The organism is Microcoleus sp. PH2017_28_MFU_U_A (assembly GCF_020738035.1).
Lineage (GTDB): Bacteria > Cyanobacteriota > Cyanobacteriia > Cyanobacteriales > Microcoleaceae > Microcoleus.
Map to the genome: position 1 here is coordinate 1 of NZ_JAEQCX010000031.1, position 24,459 is coordinate 24,459.

31 protein-coding genes are annotated in these 24,459 nt (G+C 44.5%); 13 read left to right on the forward strand and 18 right to left on the reverse strand.

All coding sequences use genetic code 11. The features are described from left to right. Together iscB and JGK14_RS04675 are read right to left on the reverse strand one after the other, a co-directional pair. The coding region (iscB, locus tag JGK14_RS04670) for an RNA-guided endonuclease IscB (RefSeq protein WP_325314810.1) at window positions 1–703 on the reverse strand (703 nt) is incomplete at its 3' end. Next, window positions 696–941, reverse strand: a complete 246-nt coding sequence (locus JGK14_RS04675; protein WP_325314811.1) for a hypothetical protein — start codon at window positions 939–941, stop codon at window positions 696–698. The genes JGK14_RS04675 and iscB, both read right to left, overlap by 8 nt. Before the next feature lie 459 nt (window positions 942–1,400). Between JGK14_RS04675 and JGK14_RS04680 the strand changes: the two genes are divergently transcribed. The 5 genes from JGK14_RS04680 to cobA all read left to right on the forward strand — a co-directional run bounded on the left by JGK14_RS04680 (window position 1,401) and on the right by cobA (window position 5,656). Beyond that, window positions 1,401–2,912, forward strand: a complete 1,512-nt coding sequence (locus JGK14_RS04680; protein WP_325314812.1) for a serine/threonine-protein kinase — start codon at window positions 1,401–1,403, stop codon at window positions 2,910–2,912. 124 nt (window positions 2,913–3,036) lie between these two features. Continuing rightward, window positions 3,037–3,207: a hypothetical protein gene (locus tag JGK14_RS04685; protein WP_293202828.1), complete on the forward strand. Its 171-nt coding sequence runs from the start codon at window positions 3,037–3,039 to the stop codon at window positions 3,205–3,207. Between the two features lie 45 nt (window positions 3,208–3,252). Continuing rightward, entirely contained in the window at window positions 3,253–3,936 is a 684-nt protein-coding gene (locus JGK14_RS04690; RefSeq protein WP_293175790.1) for a manganese catalase family protein, read from the forward strand. Window positions 3,937–4,073: 137 nt separating this feature from the next. Continuing rightward, window positions 4,074–4,814: a sirohydrochlorin chelatase gene (locus tag JGK14_RS04695; protein WP_442921426.1), complete on the forward strand. Its 741-nt coding sequence runs from the start codon at window positions 4,074–4,076 to the stop codon at window positions 4,812–4,814. Further along, window positions 4,811–5,656: a uroporphyrinogen-III C-methyltransferase gene (gene cobA / locus JGK14_RS04700; protein WP_293175788.1), complete on the forward strand. Its 846-nt coding sequence runs from the start codon at window positions 4,811–4,813 to the stop codon at window positions 5,654–5,656. The genes JGK14_RS04695 and cobA overlap by 4 nt, the downstream gene beginning before the upstream one ends. A gap of 104 nt (window positions 5,657–5,760) precedes the next feature. Here cobA and JGK14_RS04705 read toward each other — a convergent pair whose 3' ends face one another. From JGK14_RS04705 to JGK14_RS04735, 7 genes are all read right to left on the reverse strand, one after another. After that, window positions 5,761–8,013, reverse strand: a complete 2,253-nt coding sequence (locus JGK14_RS04705) for a transglycosylase domain-containing protein (protein WP_293175786.1) — start codon at window positions 8,011–8,013, stop codon at window positions 5,761–5,763. Window positions 8,014–8,649: 636 nt separating this feature from the next. Further along, window positions 8,650–8,772 carry a photosystem II reaction center protein J gene (locus JGK14_RS04710; protein ID WP_293175784.1) on the reverse strand — a complete coding sequence of 41 codons (123 nt, stop codon included), beginning with the start codon at window positions 8,770–8,772 and terminating at the stop codon, window positions 8,650–8,652. Window positions 8,773–8,841: 69 nt separating this feature from the next. Next, entirely contained in the window at window positions 8,842–8,964 is a 123-nt protein-coding gene (locus JGK14_RS04715) for a photosystem II reaction center protein L (protein ID WP_293175782.1), read from the reverse strand. A gap of 9 nt (window positions 8,965–8,973) precedes the next feature. Further along, on the reverse strand, window positions 8,974–9,111 hold the full coding sequence (psbF, locus tag JGK14_RS04720; protein ID WP_006635504.1) for a cytochrome b559 subunit beta: 138 nt from the start codon (window positions 9,109–9,111) through the stop codon (window positions 8,974–8,976). A 20-nt stretch (window positions 9,112–9,131) separates the two neighbouring features. Continuing rightward, the gene (gene psbE / locus JGK14_RS04725) at window positions 9,132–9,380 is read right to left on the reverse strand and encodes a cytochrome b559 subunit alpha (RefSeq protein WP_293144446.1); all 249 of its coding nucleotides are present in this window, start codon (window positions 9,378–9,380) and stop codon (window positions 9,132–9,134) included. Window positions 9,381–9,436: 56 nt separating this feature from the next. Further along, window positions 9,437–10,450 carry a photosynthesis system II assembly factor Ycf48 gene (locus tag JGK14_RS04730; protein ID WP_293175780.1) on the reverse strand — a complete coding sequence of 338 codons (1,014 nt, stop codon included), beginning with the start codon at window positions 10,448–10,450 and terminating at the stop codon, window positions 9,437–9,439. Then, a complete protein-coding gene (locus JGK14_RS04735; RefSeq protein ID WP_293175778.1) occupies window positions 10,437–10,772 on the reverse strand; it encodes a rubredoxin in 336 nt (111 codons plus the stop codon). Before JGK14_RS04735 ends, JGK14_RS04730 begins: the two co-directional genes overlap by 14 nt. A gap of 522 nt (window positions 10,773–11,294) precedes the next feature. Here JGK14_RS04735 and JGK14_RS04740 point away from each other — a divergent pair. The 4 genes from JGK14_RS04740 to JGK14_RS04755 all read left to right on the forward strand — a co-directional run bounded on the left by JGK14_RS04740 (window position 11,295) and on the right by JGK14_RS04755 (window position 13,296). Further along, a complete protein-coding gene (locus tag JGK14_RS04740; protein ID WP_293175776.1) occupies window positions 11,295–11,444 on the forward strand; it encodes a hypothetical protein in 150 nt (49 codons plus the stop codon). Between the two features lie 277 nt (window positions 11,445–11,721). After that, window positions 11,722–12,084, forward strand: a complete 363-nt coding sequence (gene ndhC / locus JGK14_RS04745) for a photosynthetic/respiratory NAD(P)H-quinone oxidoreductase subunit C (RefSeq protein WP_006635500.1) — start codon at window positions 11,722–11,724, stop codon at window positions 12,082–12,084. Then, the gene (gene ndhK / locus JGK14_RS04750) at window positions 12,075–12,800 is read left to right on the forward strand and encodes a photosynthetic/respiratory NAD(P)H-quinone oxidoreductase subunit K (protein WP_265233759.1); all 726 of its coding nucleotides are present in this window, start codon (window positions 12,075–12,077) and stop codon (window positions 12,798–12,800) included. Before ndhC ends, ndhK begins: the two co-directional genes overlap by 10 nt. Continuing rightward, on the forward strand, window positions 12,793–13,296 hold the full coding sequence (locus tag JGK14_RS04755) for an NAD(P)H-quinone oxidoreductase subunit J (RefSeq protein WP_293175773.1): 504 nt from the start codon (window positions 12,793–12,795) through the stop codon (window positions 13,294–13,296). The genes ndhK and JGK14_RS04755 overlap by 8 nt, the downstream gene beginning before the upstream one ends. A 165-nt stretch (window positions 13,297–13,461) precedes the next feature. Here JGK14_RS04755 and JGK14_RS04760 read toward each other — a convergent pair whose 3' ends face one another. Together JGK14_RS04760 and JGK14_RS04765 are read right to left on the reverse strand one after the other, a co-directional pair. Continuing rightward, window positions 13,462–14,619, reverse strand: coding sequence for a hypothetical protein (locus JGK14_RS04760; RefSeq protein ID WP_293175771.1), 1,158 nt, complete (start codon window positions 14,617–14,619; stop codon window positions 13,462–13,464). A 49-nt stretch (window positions 14,620–14,668) separates the two neighbouring features. Beyond that, window positions 14,669–15,499: a TauD/TfdA family dioxygenase gene (locus JGK14_RS04765; RefSeq protein ID WP_325314814.1), complete on the reverse strand. Its 831-nt coding sequence runs from the start codon at window positions 15,497–15,499 to the stop codon at window positions 14,669–14,671. A gap of 139 nt (window positions 15,500–15,638) precedes the next feature. Here JGK14_RS04765 and JGK14_RS04770 point away from each other — a divergent pair, with 139 nt between their 5' ends. Further along, the gene (locus JGK14_RS04770) at window positions 15,639–16,160 is read left to right on the forward strand and encodes a hypothetical protein (protein ID WP_293175767.1); all 522 of its coding nucleotides are present in this window, start codon (window positions 15,639–15,641) and stop codon (window positions 16,158–16,160) included. A gap of 34 nt (window positions 16,161–16,194) precedes the next feature. Next, window positions 16,195–17,658, forward strand: a complete 1,464-nt coding sequence (locus JGK14_RS04775; RefSeq protein WP_325314815.1) for a class I SAM-dependent methyltransferase — start codon at window positions 16,195–16,197, stop codon at window positions 17,656–17,658. 11 nt (window positions 17,659–17,669) lie between these two features. On the opposite strand, the gene JGK14_RS04780 is transcribed toward JGK14_RS04775, so the two are convergent. From JGK14_RS04780 to JGK14_RS04805, 6 genes are all read right to left on the reverse strand, one after another. Then, window positions 17,670–18,497 carry a class I SAM-dependent methyltransferase gene (locus JGK14_RS04780; RefSeq protein WP_325314816.1) on the reverse strand — a complete coding sequence of 276 codons (828 nt, stop codon included), beginning with the start codon at window positions 18,495–18,497 and terminating at the stop codon, window positions 17,670–17,672. Next, entirely contained in the window at window positions 18,494–18,790 is a 297-nt protein-coding gene (locus JGK14_RS04785) for a DUF2442 domain-containing protein (protein ID WP_293312202.1), read from the reverse strand. The genes JGK14_RS04780 and JGK14_RS04785 overlap by 4 nt, the downstream gene beginning before the upstream one ends. A gap of 56 nt (window positions 18,791–18,846) precedes the next feature. Next, entirely contained in the window at window positions 18,847–20,112 is a 1,266-nt protein-coding gene (locus JGK14_RS04790) for an ABC transporter permease (RefSeq protein ID WP_293197840.1), read from the reverse strand. 286 nt (window positions 20,113–20,398) lie between these two features. Next, complete coding sequence (locus JGK14_RS04795) at window positions 20,399–22,219, reverse strand: efflux RND transporter periplasmic adaptor subunit (RefSeq protein ID WP_293231124.1); 1,821 nt, start codon at window positions 22,217–22,219, stop codon at window positions 20,399–20,401. A gap of 410 nt (window positions 22,220–22,629) precedes the next feature. After that, window positions 22,630–22,794 (reverse strand): helix-turn-helix domain-containing protein, encoded by a 165-nt coding sequence (locus JGK14_RS04800; protein WP_293175755.1) that lies wholly within the window; start codon window positions 22,792–22,794, stop codon window positions 22,630–22,632. A gap of 15 nt (window positions 22,795–22,809) precedes the next feature. Next, window positions 22,810–22,944, reverse strand: coding sequence for a hypothetical protein (locus JGK14_RS04805; protein WP_293175753.1), 135 nt, complete (start codon window positions 22,942–22,944; stop codon window positions 22,810–22,812). An 84-nt stretch (window positions 22,945–23,028) separates the two neighbouring features. On the opposite strand from JGK14_RS04805, the gene JGK14_RS04810 reads away from it, so the two are divergent. Together JGK14_RS04810 and JGK14_RS04815 are read left to right on the forward strand one after the other, a co-directional pair. Next, complete coding sequence (locus tag JGK14_RS04810) at window positions 23,029–23,409, forward strand: hypothetical protein (protein ID WP_293175751.1); 381 nt, start codon at window positions 23,029–23,031, stop codon at window positions 23,407–23,409. A 35-nt stretch (window positions 23,410–23,444) separates the two neighbouring features. Beyond that, the gene (locus tag JGK14_RS04815) at window positions 23,445–23,756 is read left to right on the forward strand and encodes a DUF1272 domain-containing protein (protein ID WP_293216951.1); all 312 of its coding nucleotides are present in this window, start codon (window positions 23,445–23,447) and stop codon (window positions 23,754–23,756) included. Between the two features lie 14 nt (window positions 23,757–23,770). Here JGK14_RS04815 and JGK14_RS04820 read toward each other — a convergent pair whose 3' ends face one another. Then, the gene (locus JGK14_RS04820; protein WP_293197837.1) at window positions 23,771–24,397 is read right to left on the reverse strand and encodes a Uma2 family endonuclease; all 627 of its coding nucleotides are present in this window, start codon (window positions 24,395–24,397) and stop codon (window positions 23,771–23,773) included. Between the last annotated feature and the right edge of the window lie 62 nt (window positions 24,398–24,459).

The window sequence follows — 24,459 nt, forward strand, 5'->3', positions numbered from 1 at the left end:
CTTTAGCCAGATTGCAGTTTCTACAGGCCAGAGTCAGATTCGACACCCGCGAACTTCCTCCTTTCGATTTGGCGTGAATGTGTTCGACTTCTAAAGGCGCATTCTTGATGTCGCAGTAAGCACATTTCCTGCCCCATTTTTCTAACAAATATTGTCGGATTTCATAACCTGCTAGTTCGCCTTGAGTATATTCAATTCCTGATATTTCCGGAAATTGCATTGCTTGGGTGTCGAATTTAACTAACTCTTGAGATATAGCTGTTACGGGAACATACCGTCGCAATCGATTCACCCAAGTCACAATATTCGATACTCTTGAAGCTAAACTCGGTGGCAACCATCCGGGAGTGCGAGTACGATTGAGATGACGGTATCTAGTCTTGCGATTCCTGCGGTTGCGACGGATTGCGGCTCGGGATGCTAAGTCACCAGTGATGTGATTTCCCCGATGAACTAACTCGGCTGCCCAGATAACTTTGTCACCTTCCAATACGGCTAATCCTGTGGTTTTCGAGCCGGGATCGAGCTTAATTTCGTGCGATTTGGTAAGCGGTTTTTCACAGGAATACTTTAGGATTATTGTGAACGGATAACGTCTGTAAACTGCTGCTTTACCTTGAGTTAATATCCGTCTGGCAAGACCTGGAGTTACAGGATCTAACGGTTGTTTGTTGGTGTCTAAAACGAAGACAAAATTAGACATAATCGTCCTCCGATTGCTCGGGTAATGTTTTCCTCGCCAATGTTTTCAGGGCTTGTTGAGTCAACCGCACTTCTTTAATTGACGACAGAGCCACAGGCTGGAAAGTACCTGTAGGTGTCATCACCCTCAAAACGTAGTTGTAACTGAGGCTGGCTATCTCTTCACCTTTAGGTACTGGTTGTCTAGTTATGTCCGGTGATTGGTGGATAGCATCAATTGTGCCTGAAATTCCGCGCACAGTGTGAGTTTAGCACAATTTTCGATTTGGGCGATCGCACAATAAAATTGGTTCGTAGTGCGGACTTTCATTACCGGACATGAGATAAGTCCTCGACGCAAGTGTGACAATAGTTAAAGATTTTTTGAGGTAGATTGTGGCGCCAAGAGTGAAGACAGCGCAACCGCATACCTTTGGTTAATGTGCCAGTTGCGTCTCGGAATGTAAATGAAACGCCCGCGCAGCAAGCTGTCGCGCGCCCGGATCTGTGTCAGCTTGGGGCGCCGTGCACATTGTATAACATCGCGATCGGGCCCAGCGGAATAGAATAGCCTTATATCCATGTGTGCGTCTATTGTCAACTAATTTTCTTCTCTTATCTCTCTTCCTTCGCCCCGCGAAGCAAGGAGACTATGAAAGCGGTGCATTTAAAAAACTTCTTCACAATCCAAAATCTCAAATATAAAATCTCAAATCCCTATGAGCTACTGTATTAACCCAGAATGTCAAAATCCCGAAAATTCACTCACAGAAAAACTTTGCTTGAACTGCGGCTTTAACCTATTGTTGAGACAGCGGTATCGCCCGATTAAACTCTTAGGAAGAGGTGGATTTGGCAAAACTTTCCTCGCCATTGATGAAGACATCCCCTCGCAACCGCGCTGTGCCATCAAGCAATTTTATTTTCGCGATCGCGATCCAGTAATTTTCAACAAAGCCCTTGAATTATTCCACCAAGAAGCAGTCCGTTTAGACGAACTGGGAAAACACGCGCAAATTCCCACTTTATTAGCTGCATTTGAACAAGAAGGTCATATTTATTTAGTTCAAGAGTTTATAGACGGGCCGACTCTCAAAGAAGAATTAGACCAAAGTGTCTGCGATGAAAATCAAATTTGGCAACTGCTGCAAGACTTATTACCCGTGCTGCAATTCATCCACGACAACCGCGTCATTCACCGCGACATCAAACCTGAAAATATTATCCGCCGCCAGTCGGACAACAAACTCGTATTGATCGATTTCGGCATTGCCAAACTGCTGACTGATTCAGCTATACTCCGTTCAGCAACGCTGATCGGGAGTCAAGATTATATAGCTCCCGAACAAATGCGCGGTAAAGTATTTCCTGCTAGCGACCTTTACAGTTTAGGTGTTACTTGCATTCGCCTGATGACGCAAGTTCCGCCGTTGGATATGTACGACTGTAAAACCGAGCGCTGGTGGTGGCGCGAGTTTCTCCCCAAAGGCACGAGTATTAGCGCCGAGTTAGGTGAGATTTTAGATAAATTGCTACAAACTCATCTTTGTCAGCGCTACAGTTTTGCGGCGGAAGTTTTGCAAGATATCAATGCAGTTTTAGATATTCGCCAGCAAAATTTGGTTGTGCCGAAAAAGCCGATCGCCCAAACTCTCATTAATACCGACAACTCGCCTTATTTCAAAGCCCTGCCAACTTCTGAGCCTCCGATTTCACCGACCAAAACTACCGCCAATTCCGCAGAAACTTTGTCCTTATCAAGGATTTCAAATCTCGATTCTACCATGATTTCAGCAGCGGGAGTTGATTATACCAAACTGCGGGATTGTTTGTCAACTAAAAAGTGGAAAGAAGCCGATCGCGAAACTTGGGCCGTGATGTGTCAATCTCTATCGCTGACACCGGGAATTCAGCTAGAAATCAGCCAAATTTACAAGTTACCATGCGAAGATTTGCAAATAGTCGATCGCCTGTGGCTGCACTACAGTCAAGGTCGGTTTGGCTTCAGCGTCCAAAAGGAAATCTATGAAAGCGTCAAGGGAGATTATGTCAGATTTTGCGATCGGGTAAACTGGCAAACCTACAATTCTGCTACTGCTTCGGGACAACTTAAATTTACTCAGCAAGCACCAATCGGACACCTGCCATCTCGCAGTTGGGTAGGCGGCATTCAGTGGCTGCGACACCTCGATGCCTTGTCAGCAAAGCTAACCGAATGCAACAACAATTGACTATTGATATTTGTTATTTGTTATTTGTTATTTGTTATTTTTGAATATTTCGCAATAATTAATAACCAATAACTAATGACTAATAGCGTTCGCGAGCAGGGACAGCACTAATGACTAATGACTAATGCCCAATGACCTGTTTGGCCACTGCCCTGTTTGCCCAATTCCCGATGCCCAATTCCCGATGCCCAATAACTTAACTCTACCTGAAAGCAGAGCAATGGCTCCCGCTAGATGTATCCAACGAGCGAGGTTCAGTGCGATCGCTTGTCGCACAATATATTCTGAAGCATAAACACAGATACAAGTCTGCAACCGAACTAAAGAGAGGTATCGATCGATGTTTTTTCACAAAAAGCCACTAATGTCTGCGGTAACAGTAGACGAAGCCAACCCCCGTTTTGCCCAACTGCTGCTAGAACAGTTTGGCGGAGCAACCGGAGAACTGACAGCAGCTTTGCAATACTGGGTGCAGTCCTTTCACTGTGAAAATGCAGAGATTAAGGATATGCTCCAAGATATTGCGATCGAAGAATTCAGCCACTTAGAAATGGTTGGCAAACTGATCGAAGCTCACACCAAAAACGTTGACCAAACAGAAGCTTACAAAAGCACTTTGTTTGCAGTCAGAGGTGTAGGCCCGCACTTGTTGGATAGCCAAGGTCAAGCTTGGAGTGCTGCTTACGTCAACGAAGGCGGCGATGTTGTCCGCGATTTGCGCGCTAATATCGGTGCGGAAGCAGGAGCTCGCCAAACCTACGAAGCATTGATTGAACTAGCGCCGGATGCGGGAACGAAAAAGACGCTGCACTTCTTGCTGACTCGGGAAATTTCCCACACTCAAATGTTCATGAAAGCTTTGGAAGCGATGGGCAAACTTACCGATCCGTTCTTCGGAAATATCGCGCCAGATTCAACAGTAGATTTGTTCTTTAATTTGTCTAGTGATGGCAAAGACCAACCAACTGCTTTGAACTCTGAACCTACTTTCAAGTACGTCGCCGAGCCTACTCCTCAAGGTTAATCAGAATATTCGGCAACTGTTATCCCCGACTTCTTAAAGAAGTCGGGGATTTCGGCGTTCGGTTTTTTTTAGGAGTTGCGGCTCCCTGATGTTAGAATTATTCAACATCCCGATCGACCATTAACATCAAATCCCTATTGAAATTGCGATCGACTTACCTATTAGTTTCTCACGGCAGCCGTGACCCCAGACCGCAAGTAGCTTTGGAAAACCTGGCTCAACTGCTGTCTGATAATTTGGCCCACTCCTTCCCCGCAGTCGCCACCGCCACCCTAGAACTCGGCCCCGCGCCACTCCACGAACAAATTTGCAGTTTTGGCGAACGTACCCTCTCCCTCGGACTGACTCAATTGCAAATCCTGCCCGTATTTTTATTACCGGGAGTGCACGTCGCCGACGACATACCGGCAGAGGTGGAAATTGCCCAGAAAACTTTTGGTTCCCGGTTAAACATAGAAGTGCGCCCGCATTTAGGTTCCCAAGTAGCAGGCTTAACAAACTTGCTCAAAACTCAGATGCAAGAGCTAGCTTTTGTCCCCAATTTGCTATCCCCAAAATGGATTGTACTATCTCACGGCAGCCGCCGCCCCGGAGGTAACTCGACATTTGAACAAATCGCCAGCCAACTCGGCGCAGAGACTGCTTATTGGTCGGTAAAGCCGAGTTTGGAAGCACGAATTGACAGTTTGGTTCGCGGTGGACATCAGCAAATAGGAATTGTGCCATACTTCTTATTTAATGGAGGAATTACAGATGCGATCGCCAAAAATGTCGAGCAGCTACAGCAGCAATTTCCCACGGCAGAACTTCATCTCGCAAATCCTCTAGGCGCCAGTGTAGAATTAGCAGACTTAATTCGGGATTTAATTCAAAAATGAATCGCAAAGACACAGAAGAGGTCAAGGAAGCAAGAAAAATGTCTTTAGGTAAAGTGTATTTAGTAGGTGCAGGCCCCGGAGATCCGGGTTTGATGACTTTGAAGGGAAAAGCGCTGTTAGAGTGCGCGGATGTGGTGATTTACGACGCTTTAGTCAGCCCTCAAATTTTGGCAGTCATCAACCCCCAAGCAGAACGAATTGATGCCGGGAAACGCAAAGGCCGTCACTCGTTAATGCAGGACGAAACTACTCAGTTAATGATAGACAAAGCTCAAGATAATGCGATCGTAGTTCGTCTCAAAGGCGGCGATCCGTTTATTTTTGGGCGCGGCGGCGAAGAAATGGAAGATTTGGTAAAAGCTGGAGTCTCGGTAGAAGTTGTACCCGGTGTCACTTCGGGAATTGCGGCCCCGGCTTATGCGGGAATTCCGTTAACACATCGATCGTACAGTTCGTCAGTCACTTTTGTCACCGGCCACGAATCGGCGGGAAAATATCGGCCGGAGGTTAATTGGCAGGCGATCGCCCGCGGCTCCGAAACTATTGTAGTATACATGGGAATCCACAATTTGCCTTATATCATCGGCCAGTTAACAGCAGCCGAATTGAGCGCAGAAACGCCCGTAGCCTTAGTGCGCTGGGGAACGCGGCCGGAACAAGAGGAATTGATTGGCACTTTGAGTACAATTGTAGAGCAAGTTGAGGCGACTGGATTTTCCGCACCTGCGATCGCCGTAATCGGAAATGTCGTTAATTTGCACTCTATATTGTCTGGCTGTCGGCCACATCAGACGGTGGTTGAAACCGCACCTACACAAACGATTTCTGCCTCCGCAGACTGAACAAAACAAATTAAATTTAACAATCTTTGTCTTCAACCCGCGGAGGCGGGTTTTGTCTGTGTAGACGCGGTTTTAACCGCCGTGTCTTTTCTACAAACCTATGTTCAACGTGCTACCTGCCGCATATATTCCCCCCACAACTGAGCCGCATTTGCACTACCTCCGCCAGTCGGAGAATTATCATCATTTCCCAACCAAACTCCTGTCACCAGTTGCTGGCTGGGAATATAACCGACAAACCACAAATCTTTATTATCATTAGTCGTGCCTGTTTTTCCAGCTTCTCCCAAGCCCAAAGCAGCACTGCTACCCGTACCTCCCCGAACAACTCCTTGCAGCATATCAGTCATCGTATCCGCGACGCCTTCAGAAACTAACTGTCGATTGGCAACGCCATCTTTTTGATAGTCATAAATCACCCGACAACTTTTAAAATCATTTCGATCTTTGCAGTCGCTGCTGTCAATAATTCGCTTGATTACGTGGGGGCGATTCCCCAAACCCCGGTTCGCCAAAACCCCGAACGCACCCGTTAATTGCAATACGTTAACTTCACTTTCACCTAACACTAAACCGGGGGAAGAACGCAGGGGAGATGTAATCCCCAAACGTCTGGCCATGCCCACTACATTGTCTAAACCGACATCTTGCGCGACTCTCAAAGCAATGGGATTTTCCGACTGTGCTAAACCCCGATACATATCAGTGCTACCGCTGGTTCTGGCGCAGCCATTGTAACTTTGTCCTCCCCAAGAAAGCGGCTCGCAAGAATAAGTCTTACTGGGTGGGATTCCGCGTTCTAGGGCGGCGGCATAGGTGAAAATCTTAAATGTAGAACCGGGCTGTCTCAATGCTTGGGTAGCCCGATTAAACTGACTTTGCAAGTAATCTACACCCCCAACTAATGCTAAGACTTCCCCGGTTGTAGAATTGAGAGTTACTACAGCTCCTTGAGAAAAACCTGCATTCGCTCCGGCATTTTCTACGGCATTTTTGAGGGAAGATTCAGCTACTTTTTGCAGACCTGGATTTAAGCCTGTTTCTACAATAAAATTGCCTTCTCTGGCTAACTGCTCCCCCAACAAAAACTCCAATTCGTCAAATACATAATTGTAGAAATAAGGCGCGATCGTACTTTGCAGGTATTGGCGGGCTTTGGGATTGATGTCAATTCGCGATCGCCTCGCGCGATCGGCTTCTTCCTGAGAAACCGTCCCCATGGCTCGCATCCGTTCGATTACTCGATCGCGATACTGCACCGCCAACTGATAATTTTGAATCGGATTAAAACTGTTTGGCCCAGGCAAAATCCCCGCCAAAGTCGCCGCCTCAGACAAAGTCAAATCCTTCGCCGACTTGGCAAAATAAAATCGAGACGCATCCTCAAAACCGTAGAGGTCAATTCCCAAAAACACGCGATTTAAATAAGTCAGCAACAGCTCATCTTTGCTGTAATAACTCTCTAGTTTCAAAGCAACTACTGCTTCCCGGAATTTGCGTCCGCCCGAATCTTGAGTACCTACATAATCTCGAAACAAACTCCGCGCTAACTGCTGCGTCAGAGTGCTACCGCCTTCGCGAATTCCTCCCCCGCGCACATTGGTCAACAGCGCCCGCAAAACGCCGATCGGATCTACGCCCAAATGCCAATTGTAGCGGCTGTCTTCCGAAGCAAGTACCGCCTTGGATAAATAAGGCGAAAAATCCTGCAATTGCTTCAATTCTAAGTGAGCGTTATTCTGAGGGGGACGCAGCGGAGTTTGTCCGTCGCGGGCGTAAACAATCACAGGGCCGTTGATACTTCTCGGTAGAGGCCGCACTTGAAACTTGGTCGATTCAACACCAACCAAAATAGCTATCAGAGTGGTGATTCCGCTAACACCGTAAAAGCTGTAACGCAAAAATTCTAAATACCAAGGTGGCGGATCTACGTACTGAACTCTGACGGCGGCGGCGAGTTCCGGCGGCCCTAATGTGAACACGTCTCCGTGACGGAGGGACATACTTTTAATTCGTCTTTTCCCTCTGTAAATGCCGTTGGTAGAGTCTTCGTCTTTAATTACAAAAGGTGTTCGCCGTCGAGTATCCCGCGACAGGGATAGGTGTACGTGACTGACAACGGGATTGCGAACTACAATATCTGAAGCTTTGGACGATCGACCTAACAGATATCGATCGCCCAATAGCGGATAAACCTCAGCTTTAGCCGCACCTGCATCCTGTACCCACAGTTCGGGTACTTTGGCATTTGGTTTCAGGGCTAGCTGGTTAAAATTAACCTTGGCAATTGTCTGGACTGCTTGGGTAATCGCACCCAAGACGGTTTGAGGTTTGCGGGGCGGCTGCGGTGGGGTCATATTTCGCTATGGACTACGATCGAGCGATCGGCTCTTGAATCATTCTACTCGCAACTTTTGGCTATTTTCAGGATCTGTCCCATACTTTGGGCGATCGACCGTCGATGTTAGATTTTAGATTTTAGATTTTAGATTTTAGATTTATACCGTGTCCTGTCAATTACCTAAAATTAAAAATGTTCGATCGTTCGGACTTTAGTCCTACTAGCGATTCCCAGCAAAATATTATAAATTTCCTAAACAATGAACTGTTTATCTAACATTTATCCTCGATTTATATCATTTATCAAAACTTTTGCTACAAAACAATTGTTCGGATTGTTTGATCGACCTCGATCGAGGCTAATTCTTAGGTACGTAGTTGCGCTCTTTGCGCTCCGATCTTAATATATATAGCCATCCTAAATCATTATCACGGGCGGCGAACATAAATGTGATTTCGCCTAAATCAATCAGGGACACGGCTTGACCTAAGTCCCTACAGGTACTCATGAAAATCCTGCGAGGATTGCGATAAGAGCGCAAAGAGCGCAACTACGTACCTTTATTTAGTGTGACGGTTGCGTCTAAGACTGAATTAATTAAAACCCCCCTTTTTCAAGGGAGGTTTTAGGCGTAAAATACGCAATATTGTCCTTACATCGAAGAACCCAAACCGGCATAAGCACCGTAGAAGAAAAGGCTCAAAATGCTCAGAGCACCGAGACCTGCGACAGTAGCTACCAGCCACAAAGGAATTCTGCCACTTTCACTAAACATAGCGATCACCTCACTAATTCACAGCTAAACAAATTGGATTGAATCACAGAGATTGAACTGAACCACCAGTTAGTTAAAGAAATAACTGGAGAACAAAATCCCCAACACAAAAATCAGCAATAAACCCAAATAAAGAGAAGTCCGGTTTAACTCGACTGGCTGCTCGTTGGGATTAGGGGCGCGTTCAGGCATTATAAACTCCTATCGTTGAATAAATTGCATTGCTGCGATCGCGCCCAAAAAGAAAATCGTTGGGACACCTAAAGTATGAACGGCCAACCAGCGTACCGTAAAAATCGGATACGAAATTGGCTCATTGTTTGGCGTTCTGCTCGTCATTTTTCCAAATCCTTGTAAAATTACTTGCCAATGAACTGATCTACTTGTTTCTTAGCTTCAAAGCGATCCGAGATAATCGGAACTTCTTCGCGCTGCTCTGTGAAATACTGGTTAGGGCGAGGAGTTCCGAAAGCATCGTAAGCCAAACCAGTTTGCACAAACAGCCATCCAGCAATAAACAAAGCTGGAATGGTGAGGCTGTGAATTACCCAATAACGGATGCTTGTAATAATGTCCCCAAACGGACGTTCTCCAGTTGTACCGGCCATTTAGAATCCTCCTTTCAACAACAAATCGACAGACAATCTCTATTACTATTCTACTATCAAGCAGCTTGCGCTGAACCTTGATATTTAAGTAGAGTACCGCTCGCACCAATCACGAATCCGCGATCGGGGCCCATAAAGACAATCCTGTAAAAATTAGCAGGAACGTCCTCAACTTCACGGTCTTTTTGCCAAGTTTTCCCGCCATCCAAACTGCACAGCAAATTGCCGCCGCCGCCGGCTACCCAAACTTCATTATCAGTCCGGTAAGCCATGTCTAGCAAACCCCAACTCGCTTTGCGATCGGGAAAAAACGGTTTTCCCCAACCTTCAGGATTGGACGGATCGCTAAACTGAATCTGACCGCCGCGGGCGAGCATCCACAAACGCCCGTCCTTGGTAAAGCCCATGTTTTGCAAGCGGCGAGAACTATTGCGGTTGTGGGGTTCCCAAGCTTGTTGTCCTGGTCTCCACACGGAGTAGAAATTACCTTTCGAGGATACCGCAACATACTGCCCGTCTTCCGAGCGGTTGATATTGCGAACTACCCCAAAAGAATCTTGCACGATCGCTTTCCAATTTTTGCCACCGTCAGAAGTCCGGTAAATCGCCCCGACATCCGTCGTCATATCAGCCGTATTTGGGCCAATAGCGGCGATCGTACTCGGAGAACCTGGTAACTGAGAGCTTAAAGCAATCCGCGTCCAAGACTTGCCCTCATCTTCTGTGTGGAGCAAAACCGAAGGCTGACCGACAATCCAGCCTTCGGAACCGGAAAAACTCACCGACGCAAAACGCGATCTCGGCTCGTCTATATCCAGTGCTACTGGCTTCCAGTTAGTCCCGCCGTCGATCGTTTCAAACAGAGTCGCCTCAGAACCAACAACCCAGCCGTGCTGGGCATTTCCCGTAAAGGCAATATCCTGTAAATTAGCTTCTGTTGGCAAGGAAATCACTTGCCAAGGGTTGTAACTCACAGAACCGATCGTGCTGCAACTCGTACAGATGAGTGCAGCCGCCAATAACATTACAATTCGTTGCCAAAATCTCACAATCGTTTTACTGCAAACCATACATACTAAGTAACAACAAGAAACCAACGACCAAGCCGCCAAAAATCAGCAAACTTTTTTGACCTTCGGTCATGCCGTTGACGCCGACACCGTAGCGCTGATTTGCTTTAAATCCCGATACTCCTTCCATCTGACCCAGATTTTGAAAGACCGACTTGCGGCCCGCGCAAACGGGACAAACCCAAGTAGCGGGCAAATCTTCAAAAGCCGTGCCAGGGGCAATGTCATTTTTAGGATTCCCTTTTTTCGGATCGTAGACGTAGCCGCAGGCGCGGCACTCGTGCCGATCGAGGGTCTTAGTCTCAGTGGCTCGATCGCTCATAGTTCCAAAAAGAGTAGGTCAGTTGACACTCTCCGGGCTTTAGCCACGGAGATTCTTAAGACCACAATTTGAGTCTTAAAGGCGCTGACAAATCGCCTCTACACGCTCAAAACAACTACTAACACCAGAAGTATTGCAATTGCGCTTACTTTGATCTTTTTATACTTTCAGAGTCCATCACGCCCGCCAGTTAGGTACGCTCAACAATTCACTATTGCTTGTTTAACTCTCGCTACGATCGAGTCGAGGCGAGCTAAATCAGGAGTTACACCTTTTGATATTGTTTCAACACGTAGATGGTTGTTCTTACTTGCCTTTCTAGATCTTCTAACGCGAAGCCGTCCTAGAAGGACGGGGCTTCAGACCCATTTTGTTGGTGAAGTACCTCAACTAAGCTTCGTTATAGTTGGGGCTGCCAACCAACACTCAGATTAGGACGGTCTTATTCGTCTTCGAGGTTTCCCGTCTCAACCGCCGATACCACGTTAGGGACACCACAAGGGTGTTCGACACAAAGCGTCGATGATGGTCTTACTCAGCGTCCACAGGCAGCCGCCCGTCTTCCACAGGCAGTTAGAATATCGTTTACCCAATCCTGAGATTGCGGTTTTATTAAAATATACATTAAAAATTATTGCAGAAGATGGACAATTAATCTCGATCGACCAGTAATTTCTGTTACCGAAAAATTGGGCCTAAAGCCCCGTGTCCCGATCGGACGGCTTTTATGATAAGTTATGTATTTATGTATTGTTGATTCGCGAGATGTAAAAATCCGGTCTCAACTGTATAAATCCAAAAAATCTCAAATAAGTTGGGGCATCAACTATCGTGCTAGGCAATATGAGACAAGCCGTGCTTGCTTTTGCTGTTTAAATCCACAATCCCCATGCCTTTAGGTTGGGGAGTATGTCAAATAACCCTTTCACAGAGGCAGTAATTATTCACCGTGTTTGCACTTAGCGGCTACGAGTATTTTTTAGGCTTCCTGTTAATTTCGAGCCTAGTGCCTATCCTCGCCCTCACGGCGTCTAAGGTACTGCGGCCCAAAAGTCGTCCCTACGACCGACGCACTACCTACGAATCTGGCGTTGAGCCGATCGGCGGAGCCTGGATTCAGTTCAACATCCGATATTATATGTTCGCCCTGGTCTTCGTCATCTTCGACGTAGAGACCGTATTCCTCTACCCTTGGGCGGTTGCTTTCAACCAGCTAGGACTCTTGGCTTTCATCGAAGCCTTGTTTTTCATCACGATCCTCGTTATTGCTCTTGTATATGCATGGCGCAAAGGAGCCTTAGAATGGTCTTAAGTTCTGATACATCACAAAAATCCCTAATTGTCAATCCGGCAGAGCGGCCGCAAGTCACATCCGAATTATCAGAGAACGTCATCCTAACCACGGTTGATGACATCTATAACTGGGCGAGACTTTCCAGCCTGTGGCCGTTGCTTTACGGCACGGCTTGCTGCTTCATCGAATTTGCAGCTTTGATTGGTTCGCGCTTTGACTTCGACAGATTCGGCTTAGTACCGCGATCGAGCCCCAGACAAGCTGACCTGTTAATCACCGCAGGTACAATTACCATGAAGTACGCCCCCATCTTGGTGCGGCTGTACGAACAAATGCCCGAACCCAAGTACGTGATCGCCATGGGCGCGTGCACGATCACCGGTGGAATGTTCAGCGTAGACTCCCCCACAGCAGTCAGAGGCGTTGACAAACTTATCCCCGTAGATGTGTACATCCCCGGCTGTCCCCCGCGTCCCGAAGCGATTATTGACGCAATTATCAAACTGCGGAAAAAAATCGCCAACGACTCAATGCAAGAAAGGGCTAACTTGTTACCGACTCACCGCTACTACACCAGACCCCACAAAATGAAAGTAGTAGACGACATTTTGGATGGCAAATATTTGTCAATTCCCGGGCGGATAGCCCCACCGAAGGAGTTGACGGAAGCAATGGGAATGCCCGTACCGCCCGCCCTGCTTGCAGGACAAAAACAGGAGGTACAACGTGGCTGAGACAGAATCTGCGATTGTTGAAGCTGGGAAGGTTTCTCAGTGGTTGACTCAGAATGGCTTCGATCACGAGGCTTTAGCTGCTGATAATTTGGGTGTGGAGATCTTAAAGGTCGATCGAGAATTCCTAATTCCGATGTCAACAGCACTGTACGCCTACGGGTTCAATTATATGCAGTACCAGTGCGCCTACGACCAAGGCCCTGGACAAGATTTAGTCAGCGTCTACCACTTGGCTAAATTGACGGACAACGCTTCGCACCCCGAAGAAGTCCGCGTCAAAGTATTTATTCCCCGCGAAGATCCGAGAGTTCCATCAGTTTACTGGATTTGGAAAGCAGCAGATTTCCAAGAGCGGGAATCCTACGATATGTACGGCATCGTCTACGAAGGACATCCGAATCTGAAACGGATTTTGATGAACGAAGATTGGGTGGGCTGGCCGCTGCGGAAAGATTATATTTCGCCTGATTTTTACGAATTGCAAGACGCTTATTAAGGGAGTTTTGTGAGGGCGGGTTTAGAGCATAAAATTTGACTTTTAAAGTTTAGTTTTATGTGAAACTCGCCCTCTATTTTTTGGCTAATTTGGATTTTCAAACCGCAGATGCACGCTGATTTACGCAGATGAGTACAAATTTTTACACGAAGATACTGGAAGGGATTAAGGAAAGTAAGTAGTTCCTAGAGATTCATAAGTGATGTGAGGAAAATTTTGCAACAACATCTTTCGTTGTTCATGAGATAAGTTTTTAAATTTATCAGTTACTACAGTGTAAGCTGCACAAAAACCAGGCATACCAAGCAACTCAGCAGTAAGCCCTTGAAAAAATTCCGGTGAGAGATTGGTCAATCTTGAAATATCATCAAGCCATGTTGTAAAATTTTGTCCATGAAGATGTACTTTTAAATCTAAATTTAATCTTATCTCTCTTTCAAGCAAGCCAATTAAAAGTCGAATAATAATTGATTTTTGAGATGAAGGATACCACTGAGGAATCTCGATATAAGATTCTTTCATGAGGTTTAATAATATTATTTCCACAGACATTGCTTGTGCTTCAAGAAACAAAAACTCGTTGGGAGCTAATATGTTAGACCACTTTTTATCATAAGCTTGCATTTGCCAAATATGCACAGAATCGTGAATGATATGCCATACAAAGAACTGGGATGGTCTAAAAATTCCTGGATCGACTAAGGTGGGACAATCTAGGAAGCGCCAGCACCGCCATACCTCTGAACTCCAGTCAGCGACTCTCAGTTTTGGAGAAGCATATAAAGTTTCGCGACTTGGTAAGTAGTCTTTGAGGTATCTATCAGCTACTTCCGTAAACCATTCATCATACGCCCTTGTGTACAACGAAGAAACTTGTAAACTCCAATCGCTTGGAATGGTATCTGATTCAACTTCCCTCTTCAAATTGTCATTTAAATTATTTTTATAGCAACCCAAAAACTCACAAATTTCTTCAACTCTAGAGGAGATCGTATGATGAGAATTCATTGTTGTTTCAACATTATTCAAGTCGATACAACTAGCTACCTGTGGATTAAATCGAATGCTTGCTGCAATTTTGAGACAACGCTCAGACATCTCTTGCTGCTGACCGTAATTTAGCAGGAGATTAGCTGCTTTTTGAAGTTTGCGCGCTGCTGCTTCACCTCCAAATTCACCGCAAATTAAATAGAAAATTTCCAGAAAACCTTCAAGATTGTCAAACTGTTGATTTAGTAAAGAAGTGACTGCTTCATCATAGAAGGCTTTTGCTGTCCACGCTCCCTGACCAACTTTGGAATATTGTTCAATATACTTTTCCATTTTTTTATGGTAGCTGTTTTTATCGGGAAATAAAAGTATTTGTCTTTGACTAATTCATGCGAATTCTCAGAAGTAATCTGTTTGAATCTAAAAATGGCGATCGACCGTGTAACATCCTATGGTTATCTACAAAAATTGCTTCTCCATTATTAAGTAACAAACTAGAGCAATATCTACTTGTGTGAATCAAATCATTAAAAACTTGAAGCTTTTCCTCAAAATCTTTTACATGGCTGTGCTTAATTAATTCTAATCCGGTCTTCAAAGTGTCATATCTGTATCTAATCATGGGAATATCTGAAATCAAACTTGAATAAATATATGCCGTTTTATTTTGGGTTTGAAATATAGTTGGGACTGCGATAGGAAATTTGGTTTTACAAGCAAACTCGATCGTCTGTCTTCCCAAATAACTTTTTTTTAATTCATTGAAAACTAGGTTAAAATCCAGTAATAAAGTTTCTCCTCCTGCACACTCAGCTTGACGAAAAACAAGTAACGCCATATATTTTTCAGGCAACTTCCTGTATTGAGAATCAGTGTGTAATGGAGCAGCTTTGTTATGTTCGGAAAAAGTTACGATCTGAGAGATTGATGATTTAGGCTTGATTTCCCATACAAAATCAGATTGACCGAGATTGTGAGGCACTAAAGTACCAATATGAGAGGAAAGCTTTGTCAAAAAGAGCTTTGCAGAACTCAAATCGTAAGACTCGGATTCTAATCCCTGCAAAATTATAAAACCGTGCCTATCGACATATTTTCTTATCCATCTACCCACTGTCCCAATAGAACCGAACCTTTTAAGCAAATACTTATACTCAAATTTATGCTTTTCAGCAGACAACATATTACAGAATTCTAGATTAAATTTAGTCAAGTTTTATTGTTAACCATGCTGTACCAATTGAAAAGCGGAAAAAGACGGATTTTATTTAATTTTTGTAAACGACGGAAAAAGAATGAAAAAGACGGATAAAGTCGGCTATAATAACTGATGTCCTCCCACATCCCGAATAATGCAGGTGCGCGAAGTATTGCAATTTGTGGACAAAGTTGTCTACGCCAAGACAGGTAAACATCTCAATGACTTGCAGCGCGGAATTATCGAAGGAACTTTGAAGCGTCAAAAGTATCCCGATATTGCAGAAAATTGCGGTTGTTCAGCGGGTCACGCTAAGGATGTCGGTTATGAGCTTTTACAAATGTTATCTGATGTCTTGGATGAACCAGTAGATAAAAAAAATCTTAAATCTGTCCTTGAGCGCCAAGGTAATCTGACTATTTCTTTTGGCGATAGAAGTAAAAGTATTAGAAGTATCAATAGTAATATAATTGGCTGCCTAAACGTTAGTTCTGAGCAAGCAGTTGCTACCGGAAACGAAAGTCAGTCTCAAACTTCTGACTTTCAGCGCGTTAAGAATAAAGCTAGGATTGAAGCTGTTGGTAAATTACGGCAGTTTGGATTGAGCGACGAACAAATTGCAGAGGTGCTAGAACTACCTTTGGATGTGGTTGAGCGGGTGAATTTGCAGGAATAAATCTGGTGGAGTAATAAAGTTATATGCAAACTTGATGAGTTCCAACGATCGCAAAACAAAACTAGAATATGGCGATTTTCAGACACCGCCGGCATTAGCCGAGATGGTATGTCGAAAATTAGTAGAACTTAATATCAATCCTCGCACCATAATTGAGCCGACGTGCGGTGTCGGTAATTTTATTCAAGCTGCTGCACTTTCGTTTCCATCCGCAGACAAGATTATCGGGGTTGAAATAAATCATAATTACTTAACACAAATTAGACTCAATAACCAATTATTTCAGGATGAGAGATGTGATATTTGGCACGGAGATTTCTTTGAATTTGATTGGGAATTATTAATCAATCAATCCACTGATAGACTGCTTGTACTCGGCAATTTTCCTTGGGTGACAAACTCACAACAAGGAACTTTTGGTAGCGAAAATTTACCTAAAAAAAACAACTTTCAAAATCACAAAGGCTTAGATGCTCTCACAGGTAAGAGTAACTTTGATATCTCAGAATGGATGCTGATTCAGGCGGTGCAATGGCTGCAAAACCGCGATGCTGATCTGGCGATGCTTTGCAAGACTTCGACTGCTAGAAAGTTATTGAATTACCTTCACTGTCAAAAACTCAATCTCGCTGAATGTGCAACTTACACAATAGATGCTAAAAAATATTTTGATGCAAATGTTGATGCTTGTTTGTTAGTCTGCAAATTTGATGCTGACTCGCGAAACTACTTCTGTGATGTATTTAGCAGTTTAGAAACTTCGGACTGTCACCGAATTGGATATCACAACAATCTCCTAGTTAAGGATATAGATGCTTTCAGTAAATTGAGCGATTTATATGCTGTGAATTCAGGGACAAAATGGCGATCGGGTGTAAAGCATGACTGTTCTAGTGTAATGGAATTTAAGAAAATTGACAATTATTTTGTAAATAAATTGGGAGAAGTTGCTGATATTGAGGAAACTTATCTGTTTCCCATGATTAAAGGATCTGGTGTTGCTCAAAATCGAATTAATGCTACCGATCGCTATATGCTAATTACTCAAAAAAATATCGGGGAATCAACGGAAAATATCCAAAAAATTGCCCCTAAAACGGGGCGATATCTGGAGTCTCGCGGGCAATATCTAGATAATCGAAAAAGCAAAATTTATGAAAATAACCCTAGATTTGCGATTTTTGGAGTGGGCGATTATACCTTCAAACCTTGGAAAATTGCGATCGGCGGGCTTTATAAAAAATTGGAGTTTAGGTTAATCGGCGAAATCGCTAATAAACCTGTAGTTTTTGATGATACTGTTTACTTCCTAAGTTTTGACGATGAGGGAGTTGCACGTCAAACTTTTGAGCTTTTGAATTCATCGGCTGCAATTAAGTTTTATTCTGCGATCGTATTTTGGGATGAAAAGCGTCCGATCAAATCGAGTGTCTTAAATTGTCTGAATCTGTCATTGCTGGCAGATTCGGAGTTTGTAACCGCAGATGCACGCGGATGAGTATAGTTCTGCTATTTTTGACCGAATACGTAAAAAGTGGTGATATCGTTCCAAATTCCTTGCTGGGTTTGCAATGCTTCTATTTCTGCTTCAAATTCGGCCTTGGCTTGTGCTAATTGCTCAGTTGAAAGTGTTGATAACGGCGGCGGATATTGTCCAGGGGCGGGATGAGAATTTCCGGCCCACATTGCTTTTGCTTTTTCTAAACTGATATAGCTGCCGTCTTGTTCGATTTTAATTTCTATCTGTTTAAATCCTGCTTTTTCGAGCAGTTTGTGGCATTTTTCAACAGTGCCTGTGGGTTTGCTCATATTGAAGGAAATGCCGTATTTTTCGGCTACTTGCTGCGTCACAACTCCGCCTACAAAAGCGGTGTCGGCAAAGGCATGAAAGCCAATTATTCCTCCTGGTTTGAGGAATGTGTACCAATGCGTGAGGGCGACGTGCAGATCCGACATCCAGATGAAGGCAGAGGCACAAAAAATGCGATCGCAAACATTACGTGGTAAGTCGATATTTTCGGCATCCCTTAGCAAAAATTCTGTATTATTAAGCTTTAATTCGAGAGCTTTTTTTCTGGCTACATCGAGCATTCCATGCGAAATATCTACGCCAATAACTAGACCTTCAGTACCGACAATTTGAGCGGCTGCGATCGCCACATGACCCGTTCCCGTTGCAATGTCTAAAACCGTTTGTCCGCGACTCACTCGTCCGTATTCAACGAGACGCTGAGCAATCTGCAAATGCCAATCGCTATTGTCATAACTTTGACTTCTGCGGGTGTACAAATCTGCGATTTCTTGTTTGTATTTGTCTAATTTAGGTTGGTTGTTCATAGAGCAAAATGATGAATAGATTCAATGTACCACTCAATTTCCGCATCCGTGCAAGTAATTCCATTCTGCCAAATTTCATATTCACTCAGATCGATATCTTCATTCCAAACCAGTGCATAACCACCAGGCTCAATTTTAAAGTTTCTGAAAAATCTAGGATTACCTAACGTCGCAAACATCGGATTCTCTAATAACTTAGAGATGTCATATTTTTTGATTTCAAGATTAGTAAACTTAACCATCAAGGTATTATCGTCAATAACTTTAGCAGAAACAATGCGCTCAGGTTTCATAATGAGGATTATTGTAGTAGAAATAATAGCACAATGACAGACCATCGCCACTAACTTCAATCATTCCGCAAAGCTGCGATCGGATCTAAGCGAGCGGCATTCCGTGCCGGCAATACTCCAGCCAATAAGCCTACTGTAAAGGATAGTCCAAAACCGGCTGCGATCGACCATACTGAAATTACAAACGGAAAACTAAATGCTGTCGCGGCCCCAAAGGCGATCGCAATTCCCAACCCAATACCAGCCGTACCGCCCACAGTCGAAACTAAAATCGATTCAGCCATGAATTGAATCAAAATAGCTGCATTGGTAGCACCTACAGCTTTGCGAATCCCGATTTCCTTAGTGCGCTCCACAACTGACACCAACATAATATTAGCAATCCCGATGCCGCCAACTACGAGCGAAATTCCGGCGATCGCTACTACCATCACTGTAAACAAACCTACCACATTGCTGAAAGTATTCACAATATCAACTTGATTAATCACTCGAAAATCATCCGGTTGTGGCGGATAGATATTGTGGCGCAAACGCATGATATTTTCTACTTGAAATTGAGCATCAGCTAAATCCGATTCCCCCGTAGTTTGTAACCAAAAACCAGAGATGGCAATTCCAGCCAAAGAATTTCTACCCACAATTCGAGCCGACATATTTTTCAGGGGAATATACACGCGATCGTCCTGATCCGTACCCCCTACCGAACCCTTGGGTTCCATCACTCCTATTACCTTGTAGCGCCCTCCCTGAATGCGAACATCGGCTGATAGGGCATTAGCACCAACTCCAAAAAGCTCGTCTCGCACCTTAGAACCAAGGACAACAACTGGTTCAGCAGCATTCAATTCATCCTCATTAAAAAACCGTCCTGCTTGAGGTTGAATGTTCTTCACATCGGGGTAATTTAAATCAGTTCCTAATATAGAAGTAGATGAATTTTGTCCGCCATAAACAACTTGCACTTGGCGCTGCAAAAACGCCGAAATCGCCTTAACTGCCGGTGCTTGTTTGCCGATCGCCCTAGCGTCATCCCATGTCACAGTAGAAGCAGAACCACTACCCTGACTAACACCGCCCGATCGCGAAGCACCAGATAAAACCAACAGCACATTAGTACCCAAAGCCTTCAACTGTTCCTCAGTAGACTTTTGTACTCCCTGGCCCACCGAAGTAATCGCAATCACCGAAGATATGCCAATAATCACGCCCAGCATCGTCAAACTGGTACGCAACTTATTATTCCACAGCGCCTCAGTCGCCATGAACATAATTTGAACATTTGAGATTTTGTTAATAACTGGGGGAGTTTTTAATTTCATGTTATCGGTTATTTGTTATTTGTTATTTGTTATTGAGCGGGCAAATTTCTACTACTCAAATCTTGTACTTTTTCATGAACAGGCAAGATGCCTGTTCCACAAAAATTCAATTTTCTTGTGGGGTGGGCTTCTAGCCCGCCCAGAAAAGATTATTGCAAATAGTGCAAAATATCTCTTTTTATGAACAGGCAAGATGCCTGTTCCACAATAGATCAATTTTCTGCTTGTGGGGTGGGCTTCTAGCCCGCCCAGAAAAGATTATTCCAAATAGTGCAAAATATCCGATCTAACGCAAACGACTTCCACCACCCGGCTGCAAACCTGGAATTCCGCCCGATGATGGAGTTTGAGATTTAGGCCGCAAGCCAGGGGGGAAACTAATAAAAACCTTTTCATTTCCCTTCAAGCCCGATCGCACTTCCGTCTTATCATCAACCGTCATCCCCGTCTTAATCGGCACAAACAAAGGCTTCCCATCTTCACCACCAGTCACAAACACTCCCGTTTCCTTTTTTTGACGAACAATCGCCGCAGTCGGGACAACTAAAACATCCTTCAACTCACCCGCCTTAAACTCCACATTCACATTCATTCCCGATCGCAATAGTTTTTTAGCATCATCAAGAATTGAAGCTTTTACCTCAAAACTGGTAACATTTTGCTGGACAATTGACTGAGGTGAAATTTGATTAACTTTCCCAGTAAAAGTCTTTCCCGTATAAGCATCAGCTTGAATAGACGCATTTAAGCCGAGGCGGATTTGAGCAATATTACTTTCTGCCACATTCGCCACAACCTGATTTTTTGAAGCTAAAGACAAAATCGAAGAAGAAGTTGCCGATGTCACCGCACTACCTGCTGTTGTCGGTGTCACAAAAGCTCCTGGATCGGCATATTTGCGGGTGACAGTACCGCTGAAAGGAGCGCGAATTTTCGTATCATTAATCAACGCTTGGACTGTTTGAAGACTACCTTTAGCCGAGAGAACTTGAGCCCGGGCGATCGCAATTTCTTCCGGCCGAGCACCACCTTGAATTAGTGCCAAAGCTTGCTGTTTTTGCTCCACTGCGGCTTCGGAAGCGGCGATGTCTTCGGATCGCGCCCCCGATCGCACTCCTGCCAAAACTTGCCGTTTTTGCTCGACTGCTGCTGCGGAAGCCGCAATATCTTCCGGGCGAGCACCAGCTTGAATTAGCGCCAAAGCTTGCTGTTTTTGTTCAACTGCGGCCCGCGCAGCAGCGATGTCTTCCGGGCGCGAACCAGCTTGCAACAAAGCTACAGCTTGTTGAGCTTGTCTGACTTGAGTTTGAGCTCGATCGCGCGCGGTGCGAGAAGTATTCACAATTTGAAGAGAAATGGCCCCCGATGTGTAGAGTTCCTGATTTCTTTGAAAGTCTTCTTCTGCTTGTTTTTTGGCATATTCAGCATCCCTAAGTTTAGCTTGCGCTTGGGCAATATCTTCAGGGCGATTGCCCTTGAGCAATTTTTGAAGAGTTGCTTGTTGTTCTGCTAATTGGGCCTTTGCTGCTGCAATATCTTGACTGCGATTCCCATTGAGCAATTTTTGCAGGTTTGCTTGTTGTTCATTTACTTGGGCTTGGGCGGCGGCAATATCCTGAGTGCGATTACCGTTAAGTAATTTTTCCAAACTGGCTTGTTGTTCAGCTAATTGAGCCTTTGCTACTGCAATATCTTCGACTCGATTACCATTGAGTAATTTTTGCAAGTTGGCTTCGGCTGAGGCGAGTTGTCCGCGATTTTGAGTCAATTGTCCTTGCAGGTTGGAGTCATCCATTTGGGCGAGAATCTGCCCTGTTTTAACAGTGTCTCCTTCTTTAACCAGTAAAGTTTTGAGCACTCCTGAAGTTTTGGGGCTGACGTTAACACTCCTTTCGGGTACTATTGTGCCATTTGCGGAAATGGCGATCGGCAAATTCACCCTTTCTACAGCAACGGTTTTTTCCTTACGTCTGCTTTCGCGTTTCGATTTGACTGTGAGTTGGCTGTAAGCTGTGTAGCCGACTCCGGCGAGTAGGGAGGCAGCGAGGAGTCCGCTTAACCAGGGAGTCAGCCCTTTTTTAATCTGAAACTGCTTTAGGAAGTACATATAAATTTAGACCGATCGGGCGTCTGCTTCATTTTGACCGATCGGGAACCGAAAAGGTTCAATTTAAGTCTGGCTAATTTTTTTTGGTTGTGGTGTTGTGTCGGATTATTTTGGATAATAATGAAATCAGCTACGATCAATTGAGAATCTCGATCGATGAGGAACGCAGACATGAGCATTCAATTAGAGTTACCGCCGGAGTTAGAAAGTCAACTATCTACTGAAGCCTTACGACTAAACCTACCTTTATCTGAGTACATACTACGTGTTTTATCGATCAGAGAAGTTCTGAGTAACCCACCTAAAACTGGAGCAGAACTTGTTGCTTACTGGCAAAGTGAAGGAGTCATCAACTCACGACCTGATATTACCGATAGTCAATTATATGCTCGAAACCTGCGCCATCATTTCTATCCTGCTTGAGCAATAATTTTCCCTATATCTTGAGGCGTTGCACCTGTTGCCAGGATTGCGCGTATTAACAGTTCAATAGAAACCGAATCTTCGCCATTTTCAGCCTTGGCAATACGAGGTTGACTGGAGTTGATTTTATCGGCTAACTCTGCCTGTGTCATCAATTTTTGCCGACCTTAATTGAGATTAAGACTGAGGGCTAACTTAATCTCAATTAAGGTCGATTCCTCTGGTGAAAGTTCTAAGAATTCCGAGGCAGATCCGATTTTCCAGCCTCGATCTTCTAGACGCTTCTTTTTCGCTTGATCCATAACATTAGTCCTCTATATCCGTGTCATATTATATCATATCTGATATAATTATGGCGAAGATCGTCATTCGAGGTAACAGTTGCTATGACTTACCCTAAGAAGAAAAAAGGTTTCCGCACCATCAATGTTGAAGGGCAAGAATTCCGTTGGCATTTCCGCCCTTCTTTTGACGACGACTACTTGACTTTGCAAGGGAGTGTTTCATCTGGCGAGCAGTTAATTGTTATCATGCGTTATCCGTGGTTGCCAATCAACGGTTTCCATTTAACCGATGGCGGTAATGTGTTCCATTTGCACAAAGCAGCCTGGATCGTCACTAGCAAATTTGCTCGGACAGCTATCTTGCATGGTATTGCTAACGGCTGGAAACCAAACGATCGCCGTCCACCCCTGTTCTGCGTTTATAGTGAAGGAACCTTTTCATCTATGACACCGCAACGCGAAACATCGGTTACATATTCCTAGAAAGAGTTATAAAGCCGTCACAAATAGGAGAAAATATGCTCGAACTCAGACCAACCTGTGAGCATTGCAACAAGGCGTTGCCACCAGACTCGCTTGATGCACGCATCTGTACCTATGAATGCACTTTTTGCGCTACCTGTGTGGAGAGCATTTTGGGTAAAAATATTTGTCCGAATTGTGGTGGTGGCTTTGTTCTGAGACCAATCAGGCCATCAAAAAACTGGAGAGACAACAACTATCTTAGCAACGATCCGGCGATCGCCAAAGTCAAATACAGGCCAGTGGATCTAGAGGCTTATGCAAAGCTTGTGGCGGCAATTGGCAGCTTAGCTCCGGAAAAGCGGTAAGGCATTTAATGATTTTACCTGCCAGCCATCAAAACCTGTTCAGCAGTCAGTTTTAAGTCTGGGAAAGTTAGAGAGACGATGGTCTGATTGCCCCGAATCTGTTGAATTTGATATTCCCCATTCACTAAAGTGCAGATAGAAAGGGTGGGTTTTTTAGGCTTTCCAATGTGTTGAGTACCACCTAATCCTGCGTAGTCCGCAATCCAATATTCAGGAATACCTAAAACTGCGTAGTCTTCGACTTTACGAGAATAGTCATTTTGCCAGTTACTACTAACAACTTCCGCCACAAATTTAATCGAACTGCCCAGTGTTAGAATCGACTCACCAGACCAAAGCAGTTCTTTAGTAAGTTCATCGCGATCGACAACTGCAACATCAGGTCGAAATGCTGTCATACCAATATTTGAAGGGCGCAATAGTCCCCGCTGAAGGACAAACCAAGGTAAGCCTGTTCCGTCGATCTGGACACATATTTTTGTGGTAATGAAGGCTGCAACCTCCTCATGGGGGCCTGTGGGTTCCAAGTCGAATACCTCTCCATCGATCAGCTCATAGCGATTATCGCCACCATAACGGGCGATAAACTCGTCAAAGCTGAGTGGTTTCTGTTGTATTGGTTGGTCGATCGCAATGGTCATAGCTCAACTTAGCCCAATCAATTCCTTTAGTCTATCAGATGGACAAACTGGTTAGATCGATC

What these genes read in the sequence shown, in the direction of transcription:
- JGK14_RS04710 (WP_293175784.1), bottom strand. Translation starts at nt 8,772, where the DNA reads ATGTTTAGTGAAAGTGGCAGAATTCCTTTGTGGCTGGTAGCTACTGTC.
- JGK14_RS04815 (WP_293216951.1), top strand. Translation starts at nt 23,445, where the DNA reads ATGCTCGAACTCAGACCAACCTGTGAGCATTGCAACAAGGCGTTGCCA.
- psbE (WP_293144446.1), bottom strand. Translation starts at nt 9,380, where the DNA reads ATGGCCGGTACAACTGGAGAACGTCCGTTTGGGGACATTATTACAAGC.
- JGK14_RS04780 (WP_325314816.1), bottom strand. Translation starts at nt 18,497, where the DNA reads ATGAACAACCAACCTAAATTAGACAAATACAAACAAGAAATCGCAGAT.
- JGK14_RS04820 (WP_293197837.1), bottom strand. Translation starts at nt 24,397, where the DNA reads ATGACCATTGCGATCGACCAACCAATACAACAGAAACCACTCAGCTTT.
- JGK14_RS04730 (WP_293175780.1), bottom strand. Translation starts at nt 10,450, where the DNA reads ATGGTTTGCAGTAAAACGATTGTGAGATTTTGGCAACGAATTGTAATG.
- JGK14_RS04795 (WP_293231124.1), bottom strand. Translation starts at nt 22,219, where the DNA reads ATGTACTTCCTAAAGCAGTTTCAGATTAAAAAAGGGCTGACTCCCTGG.
- ndhK (WP_265233759.1), top strand. Translation starts at nt 12,075, where the DNA reads ATGGTCTTAAGTTCTGATACATCACAAAAATCCCTAATTGTCAATCCG.
- JGK14_RS04735 (WP_293175778.1), bottom strand. Translation starts at nt 10,772, where the DNA reads ATGAGCGATCGAGCCACTGAGACTAAGACCCTCGATCGGCACGAGTGC.
- JGK14_RS04810 (WP_293175751.1), top strand. Translation starts at nt 23,029, where the DNA reads ATGACTTACCCTAAGAAGAAAAAAGGTTTCCGCACCATCAATGTTGAA.
- JGK14_RS04760 (WP_293175771.1), bottom strand. Translation starts at nt 14,619, where the DNA reads ATGGAAAAGTATATTGAACAATATTCCAAAGTTGGTCAGGGAGCGTGG.
- JGK14_RS04740 (WP_293175776.1), top strand. Translation starts at nt 11,295, where the DNA reads ATGATGGTCTTACTCAGCGTCCACAGGCAGCCGCCCGTCTTCCACAGG.
- JGK14_RS04680 (WP_325314812.1), top strand. Translation starts at nt 1,401, where the DNA reads ATGAGCTACTGTATTAACCCAGAATGTCAAAATCCCGAAAATTCACTC.
- JGK14_RS04685 (WP_293202828.1), top strand. Translation starts at nt 3,037, where the DNA reads ATGCCCAATGACCTGTTTGGCCACTGCCCTGTTTGCCCAATTCCCGAT.
- JGK14_RS04775 (WP_325314815.1), top strand. Translation starts at nt 16,195, where the DNA reads ATGAGTTCCAACGATCGCAAAACAAAACTAGAATATGGCGATTTTCAG.
- JGK14_RS04800 (WP_293175755.1), bottom strand. Translation starts at nt 22,794, where the DNA reads ATGACACAGGCAGAGTTAGCCGATAAAATCAACTCCAGTCAACCTCGT.
- JGK14_RS04690 (WP_293175790.1), top strand. Translation starts at nt 3,253, where the DNA reads ATGTTTTTTCACAAAAAGCCACTAATGTCTGCGGTAACAGTAGACGAA.
- JGK14_RS04715 (WP_293175782.1), bottom strand. Translation starts at nt 8,964, where the DNA reads ATGCCTGAACGCGCCCCTAATCCCAACGAGCAGCCAGTCGAGTTAAAC.
- psbF (WP_006635504.1), bottom strand. Translation starts at nt 9,111, where the DNA reads ATGACGAGCAGAACGCCAAACAATGAGCCAATTTCGTATCCGATTTTT.
- JGK14_RS04785 (WP_293312202.1), bottom strand. Translation starts at nt 18,790, where the DNA reads ATGAAACCTGAGCGCATTGTTTCTGCTAAAGTTATTGACGATAATACC.
- cobA (WP_293175788.1), top strand. Translation starts at nt 4,811, where the DNA reads ATGAATCGCAAAGACACAGAAGAGGTCAAGGAAGCAAGAAAAATGTCT.
- JGK14_RS04790 (WP_293197840.1), bottom strand. Translation starts at nt 20,112, where the DNA reads ATGAAATTAAAAACTCCCCCAGTTATTAACAAAATCTCAAATGTTCAA.
- JGK14_RS04805 (WP_293175753.1), bottom strand. Translation starts at nt 22,944, where the DNA reads ATGGATCAAGCGAAAAAGAAGCGTCTAGAAGATCGAGGCTGGAAAATC.
- JGK14_RS04705 (WP_293175786.1), bottom strand. Translation starts at nt 8,013, where the DNA reads ATGACCCCACCGCAGCCGCCCCGCAAACCTCAAACCGTCTTGGGTGCG.
- JGK14_RS04770 (WP_293175767.1), top strand. Translation starts at nt 15,639, where the DNA reads ATGCAGGTGCGCGAAGTATTGCAATTTGTGGACAAAGTTGTCTACGCC.